The sequence below is a fragment of the Eudoraea algarum genome (genome assembly GCF_050589645.1).
GTDB lineage: Bacteria > Bacteroidota > Bacteroidia > Flavobacteriales > Flavobacteriaceae > JBNGOQ01.
This window is the reverse complement of record NZ_JBNGOQ010000002.1, coordinates 303,391-321,714: the sequence shown is the minus strand read 5'-3', so window position 1 is coordinate 321,714 and position 18,324 is coordinate 303,391. Positions and strand designations below refer to the sequence as shown.

General features: G+C 47.5%; 15 protein-coding genes. 1 reads left to right on the top strand and 14 read right to left on the bottom strand.

All coding sequences use genetic code 11. From position 1 onward, the window contains the following. Positions 1-14: 14 nt before the first annotated feature. Both ACRD67_RS07805 and ACRD67_RS07800 read right to left on the bottom strand, forming a co-directional pair. Positions 15-1,265: an RNA polymerase sigma factor gene (locus ACRD67_RS07805; RefSeq protein ID WP_430966534.1), complete on the bottom strand. Its 1,251-nt coding sequence runs from the start codon at positions 1,263-1,265 to the stop codon at positions 15-17. Further along, on the bottom strand, positions 1,262-1,609 hold the full coding sequence (locus ACRD67_RS07800) for a YciI family protein (RefSeq protein WP_430966532.1): 348 nt from the start codon (positions 1,607-1,609) through the stop codon (positions 1,262-1,264). The genes ACRD67_RS07805 and ACRD67_RS07800 overlap by 4 nt, the downstream gene beginning before the upstream one ends. Positions 1,610-1,952: 343 nt before the next feature. Between ACRD67_RS07800 and ACRD67_RS07795 the strand changes: the two genes are divergently transcribed. Next, positions 1,953-2,459, top strand: a complete 507-nt coding sequence (locus tag ACRD67_RS07795; RefSeq protein ID WP_430966531.1) for a hypothetical protein — start codon at positions 1,953-1,955, stop codon at positions 2,457-2,459. Between the two features lie 34 nt (positions 2,460-2,493). Here the strand turns inward: ACRD67_RS07795 and ACRD67_RS07790 are convergent, their stop codons facing one another. From ACRD67_RS07790 to ACRD67_RS07735, 12 genes are all read right to left on the bottom strand, one after another. Next, on the bottom strand, positions 2,494-3,522 hold the full coding sequence (locus ACRD67_RS07790) for a LacI family DNA-binding transcriptional regulator (RefSeq protein WP_430966529.1): 1,029 nt from the start codon (positions 3,520-3,522) through the stop codon (positions 2,494-2,496). A gap of 11 nt (positions 3,523-3,533) precedes the next feature. Beyond that, entirely contained in the window at positions 3,534-4,517 is a 984-nt protein-coding gene (locus ACRD67_RS07785) for a Gfo/Idh/MocA family protein (protein WP_430966528.1), read from the bottom strand. A 9-nt stretch (positions 4,518-4,526) separates the two neighbouring features. Further along, positions 4,527-5,234, bottom strand: a complete 708-nt coding sequence (locus ACRD67_RS07780) for a phytanoyl-CoA dioxygenase family protein (RefSeq protein WP_430966526.1) — start codon at positions 5,232-5,234, stop codon at positions 4,527-4,529. Positions 5,235-5,244: 10 nt separating this feature from the next. Beyond that, positions 5,245-6,372 (bottom strand): glycoside hydrolase family 26 protein, encoded by a 1,128-nt coding sequence (locus ACRD67_RS07775; RefSeq protein WP_430966524.1) that lies wholly within the window; start codon positions 6,370-6,372, stop codon positions 5,245-5,247. A gap of 10 nt (positions 6,373-6,382) precedes the next feature. Then, on the bottom strand, positions 6,383-7,978 hold the full coding sequence (locus tag ACRD67_RS07770) for a glycoside hydrolase family 43 protein (RefSeq protein ID WP_430966522.1): 1,596 nt from the start codon (positions 7,976-7,978) through the stop codon (positions 6,383-6,385). Further along, positions 7,975-9,510, bottom strand: a complete 1,536-nt coding sequence (locus ACRD67_RS07765; protein ID WP_430966520.1) for a sugar porter family MFS transporter — start codon at positions 9,508-9,510, stop codon at positions 7,975-7,977. The genes ACRD67_RS07770 and ACRD67_RS07765 overlap by 4 nt, the downstream gene beginning before the upstream one ends. 54 nt (positions 9,511-9,564) lie before the next feature. Further along, positions 9,565-11,181 carry a sodium:solute symporter gene (locus tag ACRD67_RS07760; RefSeq protein WP_430966518.1) on the bottom strand — a complete coding sequence of 539 codons (1,617 nt, stop codon included), beginning with the start codon at positions 11,179-11,181 and terminating at the stop codon, positions 9,565-9,567. A 16-nt stretch (positions 11,182-11,197) separates the two neighbouring features. Further along, a complete protein-coding gene (gene xylA / locus ACRD67_RS07755) occupies positions 11,198-12,523 on the bottom strand; it encodes a xylose isomerase (RefSeq protein ID WP_430966516.1) in 1,326 nt (441 codons plus the stop codon). Further along, positions 12,520-14,013: a xylulokinase gene (locus ACRD67_RS07750; RefSeq protein ID WP_430966514.1), complete on the bottom strand. Its 1,494-nt coding sequence runs from the start codon at positions 14,011-14,013 to the stop codon at positions 12,520-12,522. Before ACRD67_RS07750 ends, xylA begins: the two co-directional genes overlap by 4 nt. A gap of 130 nt (positions 14,014-14,143) precedes the next feature. Then, positions 14,144-15,190, bottom strand: coding sequence for a glycoside hydrolase family 16 protein (locus tag ACRD67_RS07745; RefSeq protein WP_430966512.1), 1,047 nt, complete (start codon positions 15,188-15,190; stop codon positions 14,144-14,146). A gap of 98 nt (positions 15,191-15,288) precedes the next feature. Then, entirely contained in the window at positions 15,289-16,740 is a 1,452-nt protein-coding gene (locus ACRD67_RS07740; RefSeq protein ID WP_430966511.1) for a hypothetical protein, read from the bottom strand. Between the two features lie 17 nt (positions 16,741-16,757). Beyond that, entirely contained in the window at positions 16,758-18,317 is a 1,560-nt protein-coding gene (locus ACRD67_RS07735) for a RagB/SusD family nutrient uptake outer membrane protein (RefSeq protein WP_430966510.1), read from the bottom strand. Between the last annotated feature and the right edge of the window lie 7 nt (positions 18,318-18,324).

Below are 18,324 nucleotides of genomic sequence, written 5' to 3'. Positions count from 1 at the left end.
ATGCCCTTCCCTCGTCACTTGATGAGCGCGCTCAGGTGGTCTCTTTTTTTGAGTAGGTGTTCTTTTTCCAGTTCATTGGTGACCCTAAGGATTGTCTTATCCAAATAGGATACGGCCTCTGGTATGTTTTTCACTTTGGTGTAGTACTCGGCAAAACATCCGTAATAGAGATAGGCCCTTTGTCCCAGTTCTTTGATGCGAACACGTTCCAGATTGGCACGGGCCGCTTCATATTCGCCTAGCTGAAGCTGTACCATGGCCATGTTTACCAATGAGCCTTCCGAAAACTGCAATTCGTTCAATCGTTGATAGTAGGTAAGAATCTTGTGCCAATTGGTCTTCTCAAAGGAGGGAGATCTAACGTGTTCCGCCGCAATGGCAGCCTCAAAATGGTAGGGTGAAAACTCCTCTGTTTCTATGGCTTTGTTCATGGCATCATTACCCAGTACAATGAGTGGAAATAGCCATTTGCTCCTGTCCTGATGACGTAGGTCGATAATTTCGTTGTTCGCGCTTATTTTGCTCTCCAAACGCGCCGCATGGAAACACATTAGGGCGAACAGCGCATACAGTTCTCCCGATCTAAGCTTTTCTTTTTTTAGCATCAATTTGCAGAGTCTAATGGCCTCGCCGCACAAATCCTGTCGTACCAGAATCTTTTTATTGTTGGAGTGAAAACCCTCGTTAAAGGTCAGGTAAATGACCTCCATTACCCTAGCCATACGTTTGGGTAGTTCGTGGGCATCGGGAAAGTTAAAGCTAATGGATTTCTTGACAATTTTTTTTCTCGCCCTGCTCAGTCGTTTGCTAACCGTATCCTCATTGATGAGCAAGGCCGAAGCGATCTCCCGGGTACTGAATCCAGATATTGTTTTTAGCGCAAAGGCGATTTGTTCCTTGGAATCGAGGTTTGGATGGCAGGCCACAAAGATCATTCTAAGTTGACTGTCCTCTATTTCATGGTCCAAAAACATTTCGTTGAGTTGGCTCACAGCAGGACCGCTTGCCACCCGTTCGATCCTTTTTTGTGTCGCTTTGCTTTGGCGCAAAAGATCAATGGCCCTGTTTTTGGCCGCCTGGGTAAGCCAGGCCTCGGGATTTTCGGGAAATTGGTTCCTCCATTTAAGGATGGCCTGTGCAAAGGTATCCTGAATGGCATCTTCAATAATCTCCAGGTTGGAAAGGCCAAAAATACGGGTTAAAATAGAGACCATCTTCCCATAGTGATGTCTGAAAAGATGGTCTACGACTTTTGGGTTCATCATTGATCAAATACCATAACCTCACGAATCTCTACCGTACCCCCCAAATCATAATCTGGATAATCCTCGGCAACTTTCACTACCTCATCCGCGTTCTCCGCTGTTATTATATAATAGCCCCCCACTAATTCCTTCCCTTCAACAAAAGGGCCGTCCGAGACGGTCCTATCCGGTCCGGAAACACGTTTGGCCGTAGGTATCAGGGCATTGCCGCCCTTTAGAATTCCGGCGGCTTCCATTTTATTGTTCCAGGCCCACCATTTGCCCATTCTTCCCTGCAGTTCCTCCGGTGATAGACCCAACTCCTCATAGTCGGCCCCGATGAAAATCATCATAAAATCTTTCATTTTAAATCTGTTTTATACGTTAATAAATACATTCAAACCTATAACGAAGCTGCGGATCAAATTGGGGACATATATTTGAACCATTCTTTTTGTTTTGGTTCCATTTCCCCTGCTTTTATTGAATTACAAGGTAATGAAATTCACGGGCAAAAACCTGGTGCCCCTTGCAATTAATCTGCAGGCACACAAGACAGACCTCCGTATGCTTCAAAGTGGGACCGTCCTTGCCTAATTTTATGTAAACTTGCCTTTCTACAACAGGTTTGGTAGGTTTTGCAACAAAACTGGGGTCAGTTTCACGCAACTGCCAAGTTTTACGTTTCTATACGTAAAACCAAGCCAAATGAAACATATTTTTTTTGTATTCTTCCTGTCCGTAATGGGATTGGGAATGCACGCCCAACAAGGATTCAAGGTTGGGATACAAGGGGGTCTGCCCTTTAATGATTTTAACGACGAGGTAGGTGTTGTAGTTGGTGCCGATGTAGGATATATGTGGGCGTTGGGGGAAGTGGTAGACCTGGGTGTGAGCGCAGGATACATTCACGGATTTGCCGAGACCTTTCAGACCGGGACGGTGCTTACCGGCCTATCTGACGTCCAATTTGTACCTCTGGCCGCTTCCCTGCGTATATGGCCTTCGGATTCGTTCTCTTTTGGAATTGACGGGGGGCAAGCCTTGGGCATTAATGATGGAAACGATGGAGGCCTTTATTATCGCCCACTCATCGGATTCCTTTTAGGCGCCAAAACCGAACTGAATTTTTCCTATACCACGATAGACCTGGACGACCGGTCCTGGACAACCGTTACCCTGGGCATACTATATACCTTTACCCCTAAGAGATAGCCGATGGTAGGGTCCAAACCTTTCCGTGCTGCGGCTAAGGCTGTAATTTCTTGGTGGAATCCCTGACAATCAAACTGGTCTTGACAATTTTCGTCTCATAAGGTCTTTCCGGATTCTTGTTCTCTATACGGTTTATCAGCACTTTGGATGCCATCTCCCCTATATAGGTACCGTGCTGACTTACCATAGTGAGTGCCGGGCTAACATAGCGGGAAAGTTCCCCATTGGTAAAACCTATGATGGCGATATCCTCTGGTACGCGATACCCCCTGGACTTGACAATGTTCATGACCTTGACGGCCGTAATTTCGTCAAGTGCCATTATACCTTCAATTTTTTTGTAATTCAACAGAAAGGACATGGTCAGTTCCAGGTCCTCCTTGGAATCTGTCGGAACAATCAGTTTTTCATCAAAGGCAATGCCGTATTCTTCCAGGGCCTTCTTATATCCCTCAACGCGTAATCTGCTGATGATGGAATCATCTATGGGTGTAACTATGGCAATGGTACGGCAGCCCGTATCCACAAAAAATTTAGTGGCCTTATAACCAGCCTCAAAGTCATCAACGATAACCTTGTCGCATTCCACAAGATCGGTTACCCGATCGAACATGACCAAGGGAATCTGATTTTCCGAGAGTTCCTTCAGATGTTCTGCATGGACATCCAATTCTGATTCTTCGGCCGCCGAGGAAATGATAATACCGTCCACGGATCCTGCGCTCAAAAAATCCAGGTTCCCGGTTTCTTTCTCCAGGGATTCGTTGGTGATACAGGTTATGATATTGTATCCCCTTGCATCCGCTATTTTCTCTATCCCGTACAGTACCTGCACAAAAAAGTAGTTTAAAATATTCGGAATAACCACGCCTATGGTCTTGGTATTTCGGTTTACTAGATTAAGCGCCACCTTGTTGGGCCTGTAGTGGTTTTCCAAAGCAAATTTCTGGATCTTGGCCTTGAGGCTCCTACTTATTTCATGACTATCATGAATGGCCTTGGATACCGTGGATACGGAAACCTTGAAGTGGGCGGCTATTTCTTTTAGGGTGAGTTTGGACATGGCATCGGGCGTTAGCGTTTAAATGGAAAATGAATACCGGCCTTCTCACGCACCGCATCAACAATCGTTATTAGTTCCAGTGAATTTTTATGGCTCCAAAAATCACTTTCCTGTTTCCTATTTTCCACACATTGGTTTACCTCCATAATTTCATGGGAAAAGCCTTTTCCAAGCGTAGGTAGCTCATATTTCTTTTTTTTACCGTGCCTTACCAACGTAAAACCTTGTGTCTCATGCCAAATGGGATGAATGAACAACTCCCCTTCTTCCCCACAGATTTTGGCTTTCATATCCGTATTGTTGGCAAAGCCACTGTATAGCAAGGCTTGGGCCTCCCCATAATCGAAAATCATGGAGGTCTGTATTTCGGCCCCCGTATGGAAAAACTTCGACTTTGCCATAATCTCCCTGGGTTTCCCCAATAAAAGATAAGACAAAAAAATTGGGTAAACGCCCATATCGAGCAGGGAACCTCCAGCCAAAGCGATATTGAGGGATCTGGCGTTGGGGTCGTCATCCAGTTTATAGAAGGTAAATTCAGCGTTGATATATCTTACTTTTCCAAGAGCCCCTGCTGCTACTAATTCCTTTACCTTGGCAATGGACGGATTGAACCTGCTCCAAAAAGCCTCCATAAAAAACACCTTGTTTCGTTTGGATGCCCTTATCATTTCCTTGGCTTCCTTGGCAGTTATGGCTATAGGTTTTTCACATAGCACGTGTTTTTTTTGGTCCATTGCCGCTATACTTACCGCAGCATGCGTATGGTGGAAGGTCGCCACATAGACCACATCTACCTCCCCGTCCTTAAAAAGTGCATCATAACTATCATAGTGATTGGGGACGCCGTACTGTGCTGCAAATACCTTGGCACGCTCCCGATCCGTGGAAGCTACAGCCACCAGTTCCGCCCGCTGTACGAGCGTCAAATCATCGGCAAAAAGTTTGGCTATGCGTCCTAGGCCAACAATCCCCCATTTTATTTTTTTTGCCATGCCTCCTTCTTACAAAACCCGTTCCTCAATAACTTCTGAAGTTGAAAACCTATAGCGCATATTTCTGTATACACAGATGTCCGTAATATCCTCGGGCGTATCCATTGGCATGGCCCTGAAGTTGGAGGAAACCCGATAGGCTGCTTTCACCGGCAGTACCCGATGCCAGCAATGGCCGTGCAGGAACACCACGGTTCCTTTCTTTGGCCGAAACACCTTTTGCCCCTTTAAATCGTCATGTGGATCGCCCGCAGGTAGTTCGCCCATGATATGGGCCCTGGGAAATATTACAATTTCACCCCCAGTATGTTCCGTAATATCGTGTGTATAGACCAGTCGGTTCAGATTAAATAGCTTGTTGTCTTCCGGAGGGCAGTCCTGATGCCAGGCCTGTCCCTTGCTTCCCTGTTTGGAATACATCATCATGCAGTACAGATTGTCCCAACCTTTACCCAGGATGGTTTCTGTGAGCCGATTGAACCTAAGGTCTTTGTCCACTCCATCAAAATAATGCTTGCCCTCCCTATACGGAAACCACGGCACTACCTCCACGGCAGACTTGCTGATAAACTCGTCGGTATGCTCCCAGTCAGGATCCTTTCCAAAATGCTCCAAAATCAACCGGTTATAGGTATCCATCAAGCTTTCGTCGAAGAAATTCTCCAAAACCAGGTAACCCTCTTCCCAAAACCGTTTTGCCAACTGTTGTGTGTTCATGAGATCTCGTTTATTCGTTGTATAGCTTATCATATAGCCCCGGGGACGATTTTATAAACCTGGGTTGGGAGGTAATCTCCCGCCATCGCTTGGCGATGGTATCATTCAAATGCAAGCGCGCATCTATCCCTTTGAAGGTGGGGTTAGCTTTCCACATGGGGTGGGAATCCCAGTGACAGTTGATGTAATGCACAGCCTTTACCACGTCGGGGTTTTCATCTATGGCCTTAAAAAATGGCACAAACCACTTGTCCCATGCTTCCTGGGCCTGTACCGGATCGCCCAATTGCGTTTCCTTGGTGAGCCCATAGAGTTTTCCCCCATAGTCGGAAATCGTTGGGGTAGCCTCAGCGATAAACACCGGTTTTCCTTTTTTTCTGGCGAATTCGAACATTTCAATTTCCTTCCATCGATTGAAGAAGGAAACCCCCAACCAATCTACATAATCGTCTCCGGGATACCATCCTTCCAAATGTTCTTGGCCTGAAATAAAACCTGTGGATTGCCAGACATAGGCTGTGTTGGTCACGCCCATGGCCCGCAACCTATCTACCATACGCTTGTAGGCCTTTATCGTACTCTCCCGGTCATAGTGGTTCCAGGGATCGCCATCGAACTCATAGGCAATCCTCAGAAAAACCGGTCGCCTGCCCAAGGACAACAAAAATTTGCCCAGCATATCAATGTAGGCATCGTGGGTGCCATCGGCAACCTTTTCTTCATGGTTTACAAATTGAAGGCCGATGGCCAAGGCCATATCCTTAAAATCCTCGTCTTGCAATTGCAGGGTGGCATTGTAATCATTGTCTCCCCAATCATGGGTGTCGAACAGGCCATCCAATCCCTCCTGCACACGCCCAAAGGACTCTTCCCCTGGGTTGATGTTGGTGTAAGTGGTCCATCCAGCGGGCCTCTCAAAATGATCTAAATATCCATCATTGTACGCTTCCAGACCCCCAACGGCCTCCAACTCCTGCCCTACAAAGAGCAATACCTCACCGTCTTTCGGTTCAAACTTGGCCAAATTTTGTACCAGGGGCATCCCCTCTACGGAAGCTTCCAGGGCATGCTGTCCCTCCTTTTTTTGTCCACAGGACAAGGCCAGCACCATGCTAGCTAAAATTGCAACTTTCTTCATAATCCAATTGTTATTCAATTTCCTTATATACAAACCATTCAAAATCGGCATGGTGAATGTTCATCGCCAAATCTTGACAACAAATACCGACAAAACTCCCCGTAAAGGCCGGTCGGTAGCGGCTTCTGCCATTGCGAACGTGGTCATCGGATAGAATGCTCGCATCCAGTGAACTTCCAATTTTCTTGAACTCCTTATTGTCCAGACTAAAATAAAACTGGAGACGGTCCCGATGCATATCCCCTCGAAGGACCACTCGGGTACTACTGGTAACATCTTCCAATTCCTCCTGAAAACTCATTTTGAAATTATCGGATGAAATGATACAAAGGAACTTCCGGGTTCCTTCCGGGTTGGAGGTAATACAGGCATAGTGGTAATGTCCGGCATTGTAATAAAAAACCAATCCCGCCATATGGTGAATGTTTTTGGGGTGGAATTCGAGCGATGTGGATACCTGCACATTAAAGCTCTGTATTCTTCGGCCTAATAAACTTTGGTGATGCAGGGAATTCAAGGATTCCTTGCCATAAAGTCGCAAAAATCCTTTCCTCACATCGAGGTTGCACCAGTCCTTGGTTATCGGTACACGTAACGATTGGAATACCATAGGGATTTGGTCCTGATCAAAATGGGTCCGGACCACGGGCTCTCCATTGGGTTGTTCGGGCAAGCGAGGGGACGGAATTTCCGGGCGGGGTACGCGACTTCCACTTTTTAGATAGGGCCAATCGTCCTTCCATACAAATTCCTCTATAGCCGTTTCACGGCCCAAGGTACATTTGCCGTGTGGGGTCAAGGGCCTGCCGACCAAAAAAACCACGTACCAATCGCCTTCCCGGGTCTGTACCAGATCGCCATGCCCAGATTTTTGAAGCGTATTGTTTTTATCCTCCGCCGCCGATACAAAAGGGTTATCCGGGTGAAATTCATAGGGTCCGTAAATCGATTTGCTACGACCCACGGTCATGGCATGCTCGTATTCGGTGCCGCCTTCCGCAAGCACTATATAGTAGTAACCGTCCTTTTTGTAAAGATGGGGCCCCTCGGTACGACCCAGTTCTGTGCCCGGCGTAAGGTAATGCGCCTCTCCTATCAATTTCTTTTTCGAAGCACTGTACTCCTGCAATTCGATACCCCCAAAAAACTTACCATTGCGATGATCCAACAACATGCTCATAAACCATTTTCGTCCGTCGTCGTCATGAAAGAGCGAGCCATCAAAGCCCCGTGAGGTCATGTAAATGGGTTCTGACCAATCGCCGGTAATGTCCTTTGTCGTAACCAGATAATTGGGGGTGTCCTTCCAAACACCATCAAAGGATTTTACATTGGTATAGACCAGATAGAAGGTGCCCTCGCTATAGGACAGGCATGGGGCCCAAACCCCGCAGGAATCGGGAATGCCCTTCATATCCAATTGAGAAACCCTATTTAAGGGCCTTGCGATAAGCTTCCAATTTTTCAGGTCCTTGGAATGATGGATCTGAACACCCGGAAACCACTCAAAAGTGGAGGTAGCAATATAATAGTCGTCCCCCACCCTGCAAATGGAGGGATCGGGATTAAAACCTTTTAGTATGGGATTCCTTATCATAAAACTCATTTAACCAATTCTGCCTCTATCTGTTCCAGGGATTTTCCCTTAGTTTCCGGCAGGATTTTCAGTAAAACAAAAAAGCCTAACAACGCGGTTACGGCAAAAATTAAAAAACTCATGGCATTACCAAGATTGGATAGTTCCCATGGAAAAATCTGTTGTACCAACCAGCTCGAAAAGGAATTGACAAATCCGATGAACCCTATGGCCAAACCTCGATATTTATTCGGATACAGCTCGGACAACATGACCCACATCACCGGCCCCAGGGAAAAGGCAAAACATGCCACAAAGCCTAAAATACCTATAAGTACCAAAGTAGCGTTCATATTGGTGGCCAGGGCTAGGATGTCTCCTTCATTTTTTCCATAGGTCTGGCTGCCCAACGCGGATATCATGGCTTCCTTAAAATCCAGGTCGTTGGCATAAGTCTTATTTGCTATCCCGTTCAACTTACTGGTATCGAACTTTTCCAATTGTGCGATCTCTGAGGTGGTAAGTTCGTAGGTAGCCTTGTTAAACCCATATGCACAAAGCCCTAGGCTCAACGCTATTCCAGCAATACCCACTAACAATAATGGCCGCCTTCCCATCCTATCGATCAATACCATGGCAACAAGCGTAAATAGCACCGTGGTAAAACTCAACAATACCCCGGAAGTAAAGGAAGCGTCCGTGCCGATCCCGGTTTGCTTAAAAATTGAGGTAGCATAGAAATAAATGGCATTGATGCCTGTAATCTGTTGCAGCACACCAATTACCAGGCCTACAACAACAATAAAACGCAAGGCGGGAGCAAACAGTTGGCCTATGCTAGCCTTATCCTTTTTGGGTCGTTCGCGTATGTTTTTTTCGATAATCGCTATTTCCCCGCGTGCCCTCTCGTTTCCATGAAGTGCGTTGAGAACCCTCTTTGCCTCTTCCACCTTGTTGGTCAGGTACAACCAACGGGGACTCCTGGGCACAAAAAAAAGTAGCGCCATGTACAGTAGTGCCGGTGCCAATTCAATGCCCAACATCCATCGCCATACGGTTTCATCGGTCAGAAAGCTTTCACCAGAAGTATTTAGGCTATTCAAATAGTTATTGCACAGAAAGGCGGCAAAAAAACCGAGCACAATGTTCAACTGTTGAATAGATACCAATTTTCCGCGATTCTCAGCTAGGGCGACCTCGGCAATATAGGTGGGCGCCAGGATAAGGGCCGCCCCAAAGGCCACCCCACCTATCATCCGGGCGATGTACAGCATTTCATAGGAAATGGCATATGCCGAAAATAAAGCGGAAACCGCATATAGCAAGGCCACAATAATCAGTATTTTTTTTCTTCCGATACGGTCACTCAGCCGGCCAGCAACCAACATGGCCAACATCGCCGCAAAGGAAGGAGAACTTACGGCCCAGCCTGTCTGCGCGTCGTTTAAATCAAATTCCGGGCCCGCATAGGAAATAACTCCTGAGATGATTCCAGCGTCAAAACCGAACAAGAATCCCCCTAGGGAAACCACAAAAGCGATAAACAACGTTCTCTTGGACATTTTTACTTTTTTTAACTATAGTTTTATGTTCAACCCTGTTCTCAACATATGGGGTTATCCTGTGAAATACGTGAGTACCATTACTATTACCGCCACCAAAGCCACCGAAAGGACAATATCGATACTATCAAAACTTTCCTTGTCCTGCTGCCGCTGCTCCTCGGTTAGGGTCCCAAAGGCCAAGCCCTTGATCCGCGCATAGTTGGGTGCAGTGGTCAGTGCGCTTACTCCCACACACACCAGTGTGGAGAAAACGAACATGAATATGGCCATATGGGCAAAGTTGATCGTAGCAAAGTCGTGCAAAAAGCCGGATAGGCTGTCCACATTGATCTCCGCAACAATCCGGAGCGCAGCCACGATCAGGCCAGAAAATAAGGTGACGATGGCCGCTTTGGCATTGACCCTTTTCCAAAGTATACCCAATAGGAATACCGCAGTGATAGGGGGCGCTATATAGGATTGTACACTTTGCAAATACTTGTACAGGGTACCTCCCCCGATCTTTTCCATTATGGGAATCCAAATGATACCCAATAACACCACGATGGTGGTGGCAAATTTTCCTATGTTTACCAAGAAACGTTCGGAGGTTTCGGGTTTGAGCTTCTTGTAGATATCCATGGTGAATATGGTAGAACAGGAGTTGAATACCGAGGCCAGGGAACTCATCAAAGCGGCCATCAGACCACCGGCCACTAATCCCTTAAGTCCCGTGGGGAGCAAGGTTTTTACCAACACCGGAAAAACCTCATCGGCTTTATCATAAGTCAACACGCCCTGTTTGGCCAGTGCAAACGCTATGATGCCGGGAATCAAGAAAATAAAAATGGGCAAAATCTTTAGATAGGCCCCGAAGATGGCACCCCGTCGCCCTATTTTGATATTATTGGCCGCCAAGGTACGCTGCACAATGTACTGATCGGTGCACCAATACCAGATACCGACGATGGTACCCCCAAAAAGCATCCCTGTCCAGGGAAAATCAGGATCGGTAATGGGCCGCCACATATTAAAATGCTCCGAACCCACGGTAGCTCGCAAGGTAGACCACCCCCCTACTTCCTGTAAACCTAAATAGGTAATCACAACCGATCCCATGATGAGAATCACGGTCTGTAAGGTTTCCGTATAGATTACGGCTTTCATTCCGCCAATGACCGTATAGGCCCCGGTAAAGACCACTATGCCAATAGCCCCGTACCAAAAGGGGATCCCCAACAATTCCGAAACCACAATACCCCCGGCATAAATGGTGACGGAAACCTTGGTGATCACATAGCCCGCCAAAGAAAATACGGACAGGAACCAGCGCGATCGGGCATCAAAACGTTTTTCCAGGAATTCTGGCATGGTAAAGGCATTGCTCCTAAAATAAAAGGGCAAAAACAGCCATCCGAGCAGCAGTACGATCCAGGCGTGCAATTCGTAATGGGCCATGGGCATACCCGACTCCGCTCCGGTGCCGGCAAGGCCCACCACATGTTCCGAACCAATATTGGAAGCAAAGATAGAGGCTCCTATAACAAACCAGCCCACATTTCGGCCCGCCAGGAAATAATCGGCCGTGTCTTTGTTTTTTTGGAGGATTACCCAAGCTGCTACGGCCATCAGTGCTGCAAAATACAAGCCCAACACCCACCAATCCGCTGTTTCCAATATAGAGTCCATACGCGTTTTTCTTTAGTTAGATATATTGATTTACAAGGTTCTCGAACAATTCCTGTTTGCCACTCCTTAGTTTCAATTCCCCATGCTCCCCAGCAAGTAAGTATAGGTCCTCCAAGCTCAGTTTCCCGTTTTCAAAATCTTTTCCCTTTCCCGCATCAAATGAAGCATACCGATTTTGAAGCATGGTGCTATAGGACGATGAGGAAAGGATGCTGTCCGCAACAAGTAAGGCCCGGGCAAAGGTATCCGCCCCGCCAATGTGGGCGTGGAATACATCGTCCATGTCGGTGGAGTTGCGCCGAATTTTGGCATCAAAGTTTACCCCACCACCTTGCAGGCCTCCAGCCATGAGAAACTGGAGCATCGCTTCAGTGGTTTCCTGGATGTTATTTGGAAATTGATCGGTGTCCCAGCCATTTTGATAATCGCCCCTATTGGCATCCAAGCTGCCCAACATCCCTGCATTGGCGGCCACAGCTATTTCGTGCTGAAAGGTGTGTTGTGCCAAGGTGGCGTGGTTCACCTCTATATTGATCTTAAAATCCTGGTCCAATCCGTACTCGCGCAAGAAACCGATCGCCGTGGCGGTATCAAAATCATACTGGTGTTTGGATGGTTCCATAGGTTTAGGCTCAATAAAGAAGGTGCCCTTAAATCCCTGCTTACGGGCATAATCCTTTGCCATGGTCAAAAACCGTCCCATATGGTCCAATTCACGGCCCATATCCGTATTCAGGAGGGACATATATCCTTCTCGTCCGCCCCAAAATACGTAATTCTCCCCATTCAGGGCCATGGTGGCATCCAAGGCCAGTTTTACCTGTCCGCCTGCCCGGGCCACAACATCAAAATCCGGATTGGTGGCCGCCCCGTTCATATATCTAGAATGGGAGAAACAATTGGCGGTGCCCCAAAGGAGTTTAATGCCCGAATTGGTCTGTTTTTGTTTGATGTAGTCCGTAATGGTAGCCAATCTTTTTTCGGAATCCGAAAAAGTGGGCCCTTCCTGGATCAAATCGAAATCGTGAAAACAGAAATAGTCAAAACCCATTTTACCAATAAACTCAAAAGCAGCGTCGGCCTTGTCCTTGGCAGCCTGCACCGGGTCCGAAGCGCTATCCCAGGGAAAGTTTTGGGTGCCCGGACCAAAGGGATCTGCGCCTTGTCCGCAGAAGGTATGCCAGTAGGCAACAGAAAATTTAAAGTGCTCGCGCATGCTCTTACCCGCCACTACCTGTTCCGGATTGTAGTACTTAAATGCCAGAGGATTGTCAGAATCCCTGCCCTCGTATTTGATTTCACCTATCCCTTTAAAGTATTCCCTGTCTCCCAATACTATCATTGCACTTGTTGTTTGTTAATTATTTCCAGTTCCTGTTTCCAATTTTCATAGGCCCGCGCATAAGGTTCTTTGTCCTTAAAGGGCATAAAGGTCATGACGTGATCGTTATCCATGATATAAGATCCAAATTTGGCATAGTCCCCATCACGCAACCCTACCGCCCTAGCTGCACCAATGGCACCTGTGGTATTGTAGACCTCTATTTCGTATGAAATTAGCGTGGCGATAGTATTCGCGAAGATCTCTGACCGGAATAGATTATCGTTCCCTACCCGGAGTACGGAAATATCGATACCATCGGATTGCAGGATTTCCATGCCATAAACAAAGGAAAAGGCAATCCCTTCCAGGGCTGCCCTGCAGATGTGGGCCTTGTTGTGGTTATTTAGGTTGATGTTGACCAAACGGGAACCGATATCCCGATTATCCAGCATGCGTTCCGATCCGTTCCCGAAGGGAATCAGGCAGACGCCGTCCGAGCCCACAGGGATGTCCGCGGCCAAATGGTTCATTTCCTCGTAGGACCGTACCGCAAGATTGTTCATCAGCCACCGGTACTGTATCCCTGCACCGTTGATGCAAAGGAGTTTTCCGATCCGTGGTTCGGCCCCTTTCGCATAGTTTACATGGGCAAAATTATTGACCCGGGAACTCTCCACTACGGACAAATTATCGGTCACTGCGTAAACCACCCCTGAAGTACCTCCCGTCGCCGCTACCTCCCCTGGCCGGAACACGTTCAGGGAAAGTGCGTTGTTGGGTTGGTCCCCAGCCCGGTAACAAATAGGGGTTCCCTCGGCGATGCCGCTCTCGGCTTCTCCCAGCTTGCTCACAGTAGACTGTATGCCAAAAGTGTCCACGATATCCGGTACCAGGGACGGCCTTATTCCGTGATGATCCAGTAAAAACTGGGCAATACCGGCTTGTTTAAAATCCCAAAGCACCGCCTCGGACAGCCCCGAAATAGTGGTGTTCATTACCTGGGTAAACCGATAGGCGATGTAGTCGCCCGGCAACATAAATTTATAGGCCCTGGTGTACAGCTCGGGTTCGTTTTCCATGACCCATTTCAATTTGGAAATGGTAAAATTCCCGGGGGCGTTCAACAGATGGTCGCTGCACTGTTGCTTTCCCAGTTGGGCAAGTGTCTTGTTGCCGATGTCCACTGCCCTACTATCGCACCAGATAATGGATTTTCTAAGACTGTTACCGGCTTCGTCCAATAGTACCAGCCCATGCATTTGATAGGAAATTCCGATGCCCAAAATTTGTTTTCTGGAAACGGCATACTTCTTCTTCAACTGCTGTATGGCCTGGCAGACATGGATCCACCACGCTTCCGGCTTTTGTTCTGCCCATCCATTTTTTAGCGCTTGCATGGACATTTCTGTCTCCGGTTCCTGTACGACCCCGATGCTCTTACCGGAAGAAACCTCTACCAAAGCCGCCTTGATGGACGAACTGCCAATATCCAGACCTAAATAATACATAGTTGTTTGTTGCAAATTTTCGATACCCTTTGGCTACTTTATGGTTAAATGCTCTTTTTCGCTGTACGGTTGCCATAGGTTCACCCATCCAGCCGTTTCCCAATAGCACTTCCCAGTTATTGATATGCTTTTAGTTTTTTTGGAATACCCGGACATAATCTACTACCAAAAAGGCGGGGAAATTAGTAGGCGTGGGCGCTACCTGGGGAAGGTTGCCCCCCACCGAAAGTGCAAAAATCAAATAAAATTCATCGTTAAATGGATAAGGTTGCCCGTTCGCCGCAGTCGTTGCCGGGGTCATGGAATGGTATTCTATATCATTGACCAACCATTTAATGCTATTTTCTTCCCAGATTATGGAAAACACGTAATACACTTCATCAAAACCCTCTCCATTCAGCGCATCAAAATGGACCGAATTAAAACGATGGTTGGCTGGGAAATCCGTACCGTAATGGCCTGTTCCGAGAATATCGTTCGGGTTTTCGCCCAAATATTCCATGATGTCTATTTCACCGCCACGGGGCCACCACAAATCAGGGGCATCTACACGGTAGTTGTGGTTCAACATAAAAAGTGCCGTCCAGGTTCCGGGTACCGAGGGCATGCTGGCGCGAATGTCTACCCGTCCGTATTGGAATTCGAAAATATTATCGGTATGAATCCGGGACGAAGAATAGGCACTCCCGGAGATGTTCTGATTTTTGGCCTCTATCACCAAGTTGCCCTCCAAAAGATAGACATTCCGATCACTATTGGTAAAGTATTGCGCTTCGTTGTTTCCCCATCCACAGAGATTGGGACATCCATTTCCCAAATGAAAGCCCCATTTATCCGTGCTTAGTTCGGTATCGCTGAATTCATCGCCCCAGACCAGGTCATAACCGGTGTAGGAGGTGGGCGACGTATAACCTTTATCGGGCAGGGACACCAGGGAAGGGCAATCCTTGCAATCGCCACCGCAATCCACTCCCGTCTCATTGCCATTTTGGATACCATCGCTGCAGGATGTGCAAGGGGGACAGTCCCCACCACAGTCTGTTCCGATCTCATTACCGTTCTTTATGGCATCCGAACAGCTCGCTGCAAGTTCCCCATCGCCATCCGAGGAACTGGATGAGCAGGAAGAACAAGAAATAAATAACATGAACCAGGAAAACAAGATGATCTTCTTCATTTTAGCGTATTTTAGGGCACTTTTTTAAGCGGTTTTAAAAAAGGAGCCGCGCAATGCACCAGCCCCTTTCTGACTGAATTAAACTACTAACACATTACTTATTCAAAGGGTACAAAGTCCTTGATAAAAAACTCCCCTGCCTCAACATGGCCGAAACCTCCGACACGCAGGGTGTAGTTGTCATAGGTATCGTTGGCGGGAAGTAAGGTTCCATCCGCCGCCGACATGGCATTGGTTCCATCGAACTCCACCGTTACCCAGGAGTCAAAATCCGCGGGATCCACGGTAACTCCAATGACCGTCCATCGTTGGAAAAAATTCCCATCTACATTATCGTGCAAAATAAGTTCTACCAAGGGCACCAAATTTCCCGAAAAGTCATTGCTCGAAGGAATGTAGACATCCAATTTAAACTTATGATATACAGAAAAATCTATGGGGTCCGATTGAGGTTGAAACTTAAAATCCTCAAAGCCGCCAAAGGGTCCGTTAGCGGGCCTCAATATTCTTGCCACCCCGTTGTCACTGCCTGCCGGATCGGCTACTCCATAGTTGGGTACTACCCCCTGATTGGCATCTGCAACAGGAATGAGGTTAAGTCCCGAGCTTGCATCCCCAGTTTCAAAGGTGTAGTAAACAGGCAGTCCGCTGCTGGCCAGCGCATCTGCCCTAGGGGTTCCAGGGGCTACAAAACTCGTGGTGGTCTTTAAATCCTTGATAAAGAATTCCCCGGCCTCGGTGTGGCCGCTTCCGCCAAATCGGAGAGTGATATTATCATAGGTGGTATTATCCCGCAGGAAAGTGCCCGTATCTGCAGATACCGCATTGGTACCATCGAACCTTAAGGTGACCCAGGAATCAAAATCGGAGGCATCCACAGAGACCCCAATTACCGTCCACCTTTGGAAAAAATTGCCATCCACATTATCGTGCAGAATAACTTCGACCAAAGGCTCCAAATTCCCAGAAAAATCATTGCTGGAAGGAATGTAAACATCCAAGGTGAATTTGTCGTAGGTAGAAAAATCTATGGGTCCTGGCTGTGGCTGAAATTTAAAATCCTCAAAACCTCCGAAAGGACCGTTCTGTGGACGAAGGATTTGACCCACCAGATCATCACTCCCCGCCGGATCGGCGGCTCCCAAATTAAAGGTAACTCCTTGATTGGCCTGGGGCAAAGGCACCAAATTTCTTCCCGAAGCGGCATCGTTTGCCTCAAAGGTAAAGTAATACGGAATGGTACTGCTGGCCAGGGCATCAGCCCTTGGGGTAGGAATGCACATCATACAGGGACCGCCACAATCTATGCCTTCTTCGCCCTGGTTCTGTATTCCATCGGTACAGGAAGGGCACACCACCCCACTACTGCCCCCACAGTCAATTCCTTCCTCATCCAAATTCTGGATGCCATCCTGATGTGAGGCCAATACAGGGCCCAAATTAAATTCTGTATCCTCCTCACAGGAAAAGGTGGTAAAAAAAAGCCCCAGGGTCAACAACCCTATACTACTGGCCTTTAGAAATGTTTTTATTTTGATCATTTTTTTCATTGCTTTCTTCTTTATAATTAGTAGCCAGGGTTTTGTTCCAACATGCCTTCCGGGTAGGTATCTATTTCTTGCTGAGGAATGGGGAGAAGTTCATCACGTCCCACAGTAAAATCCTTACCCACCGCATTTACGGCCGCCTGAATATCGCCCCAGCGAACCAAGTCCGTAAAACGATTCCATCCCTCTGTGGCCAGCTCCCTTCTACGTTCATCCTTTACACCTTGAAGCGTATAGGAAGGGGCTGCAGGATTACCGGGCCCATAGGCCCTATCCAAAACCTGTTGAAATGACGAGGCCCCATTACCGCCGCCGCCCATCAAGGATGCCTCGGCATGCATTAACAGCACATCCGCATAACGGAGTATTTTTTCATTCAAAGGAGAACCTTCCACATTCAATAAGGGCTGAACCTCCTCGAAGGTCAGAAAGTACTTCTTGGCCCCCGTGTTCACCCCAATGGCATAACCAAAGTTGTCCGGTACGGGGTCAAAGTTCAAGGCTGCCAAACCTGGGGAGTTCAACACTTGGCCTGGGAGTAGGAAAGTTGCTTCCTTCCGCTGGTCGCTGTCGTCAAAAAAGTCCACCAAATCCTGCCTAGGAATAAAATTGTTGAAGGAAGGATACGTCCCGGAAAGGAAGGGAAAGGACCAGCGCCACATGCCAGAACCTTCCTGTTGTTGCCCTGTACCGTTGAAACCTCCTGCGAACAGGCCATCTTGATAATTAATCTCAAAAAGGGATTCCGGACCAAATTCGGTTGTTTGCAGGAAGTTATTTCGAAAATCACTTTCCAACGAATACACGCCTTGGCCAATTACTTGTTCCGCGGCCGATACAGCGGCCGCCCATTTTTCCTGGTATAGGAATACCTTGGTAAGCAATCCCAGGGCTGCGCCCGAAGTCGCCGAACCCAATACCCGTTCACTATTTTTAAACGGTAATATGGCAGCAGCGGCCTGTAGATCGGATTCTATAAAAGCATAGACTTCCGATGCCGAAGACCTGGGCTTGAAAAGCTCTTGGTCCGCGGAGGTAACCGCTTCTTGAAAAAGCGGCACACCGCCGAATAAGCGAACGAGCTCAAAATAATAAAGCCCTCTAAGAAATCTTGCCTCGGCAATGATCTGCTCCTGCAATCCAGCGGTCTGAAAATCCTCAAAATCCTCAGCCAGTTGAATGGTAAAATTAGCTCTTGCCACACCTTGATACCACTTGCTCCATACCGAAGCGACCGATGGCAGGGTGGAAACAATGGTACTGAATTGGTCGTATTGTTGCCCGATGGCCCAGAAATTGGCCGACTGCGAATGTAGGTCATCAGCCCGCACCCCCTGTTGCATCAAAGGAAAAGTCTGGTTGTTCAAGACACTCTGCCATTGTAAGGGATCATAAGCGGCATTGAGGCTCGATAGGACGTCTTGTTCCGTTTTAAAAGCGGTTTCCGCAACAATTTCCGTTATGGGCTCTTTATCCGTGATATCATCCGAACAGGAACCAAGAAGTAGCACAGTGCTCAAGGCCAAAAACAGAAAATTTAGTGCATTGTTTTTTGATATATTTCTTTGAAATTTTTTCATTTTCCTT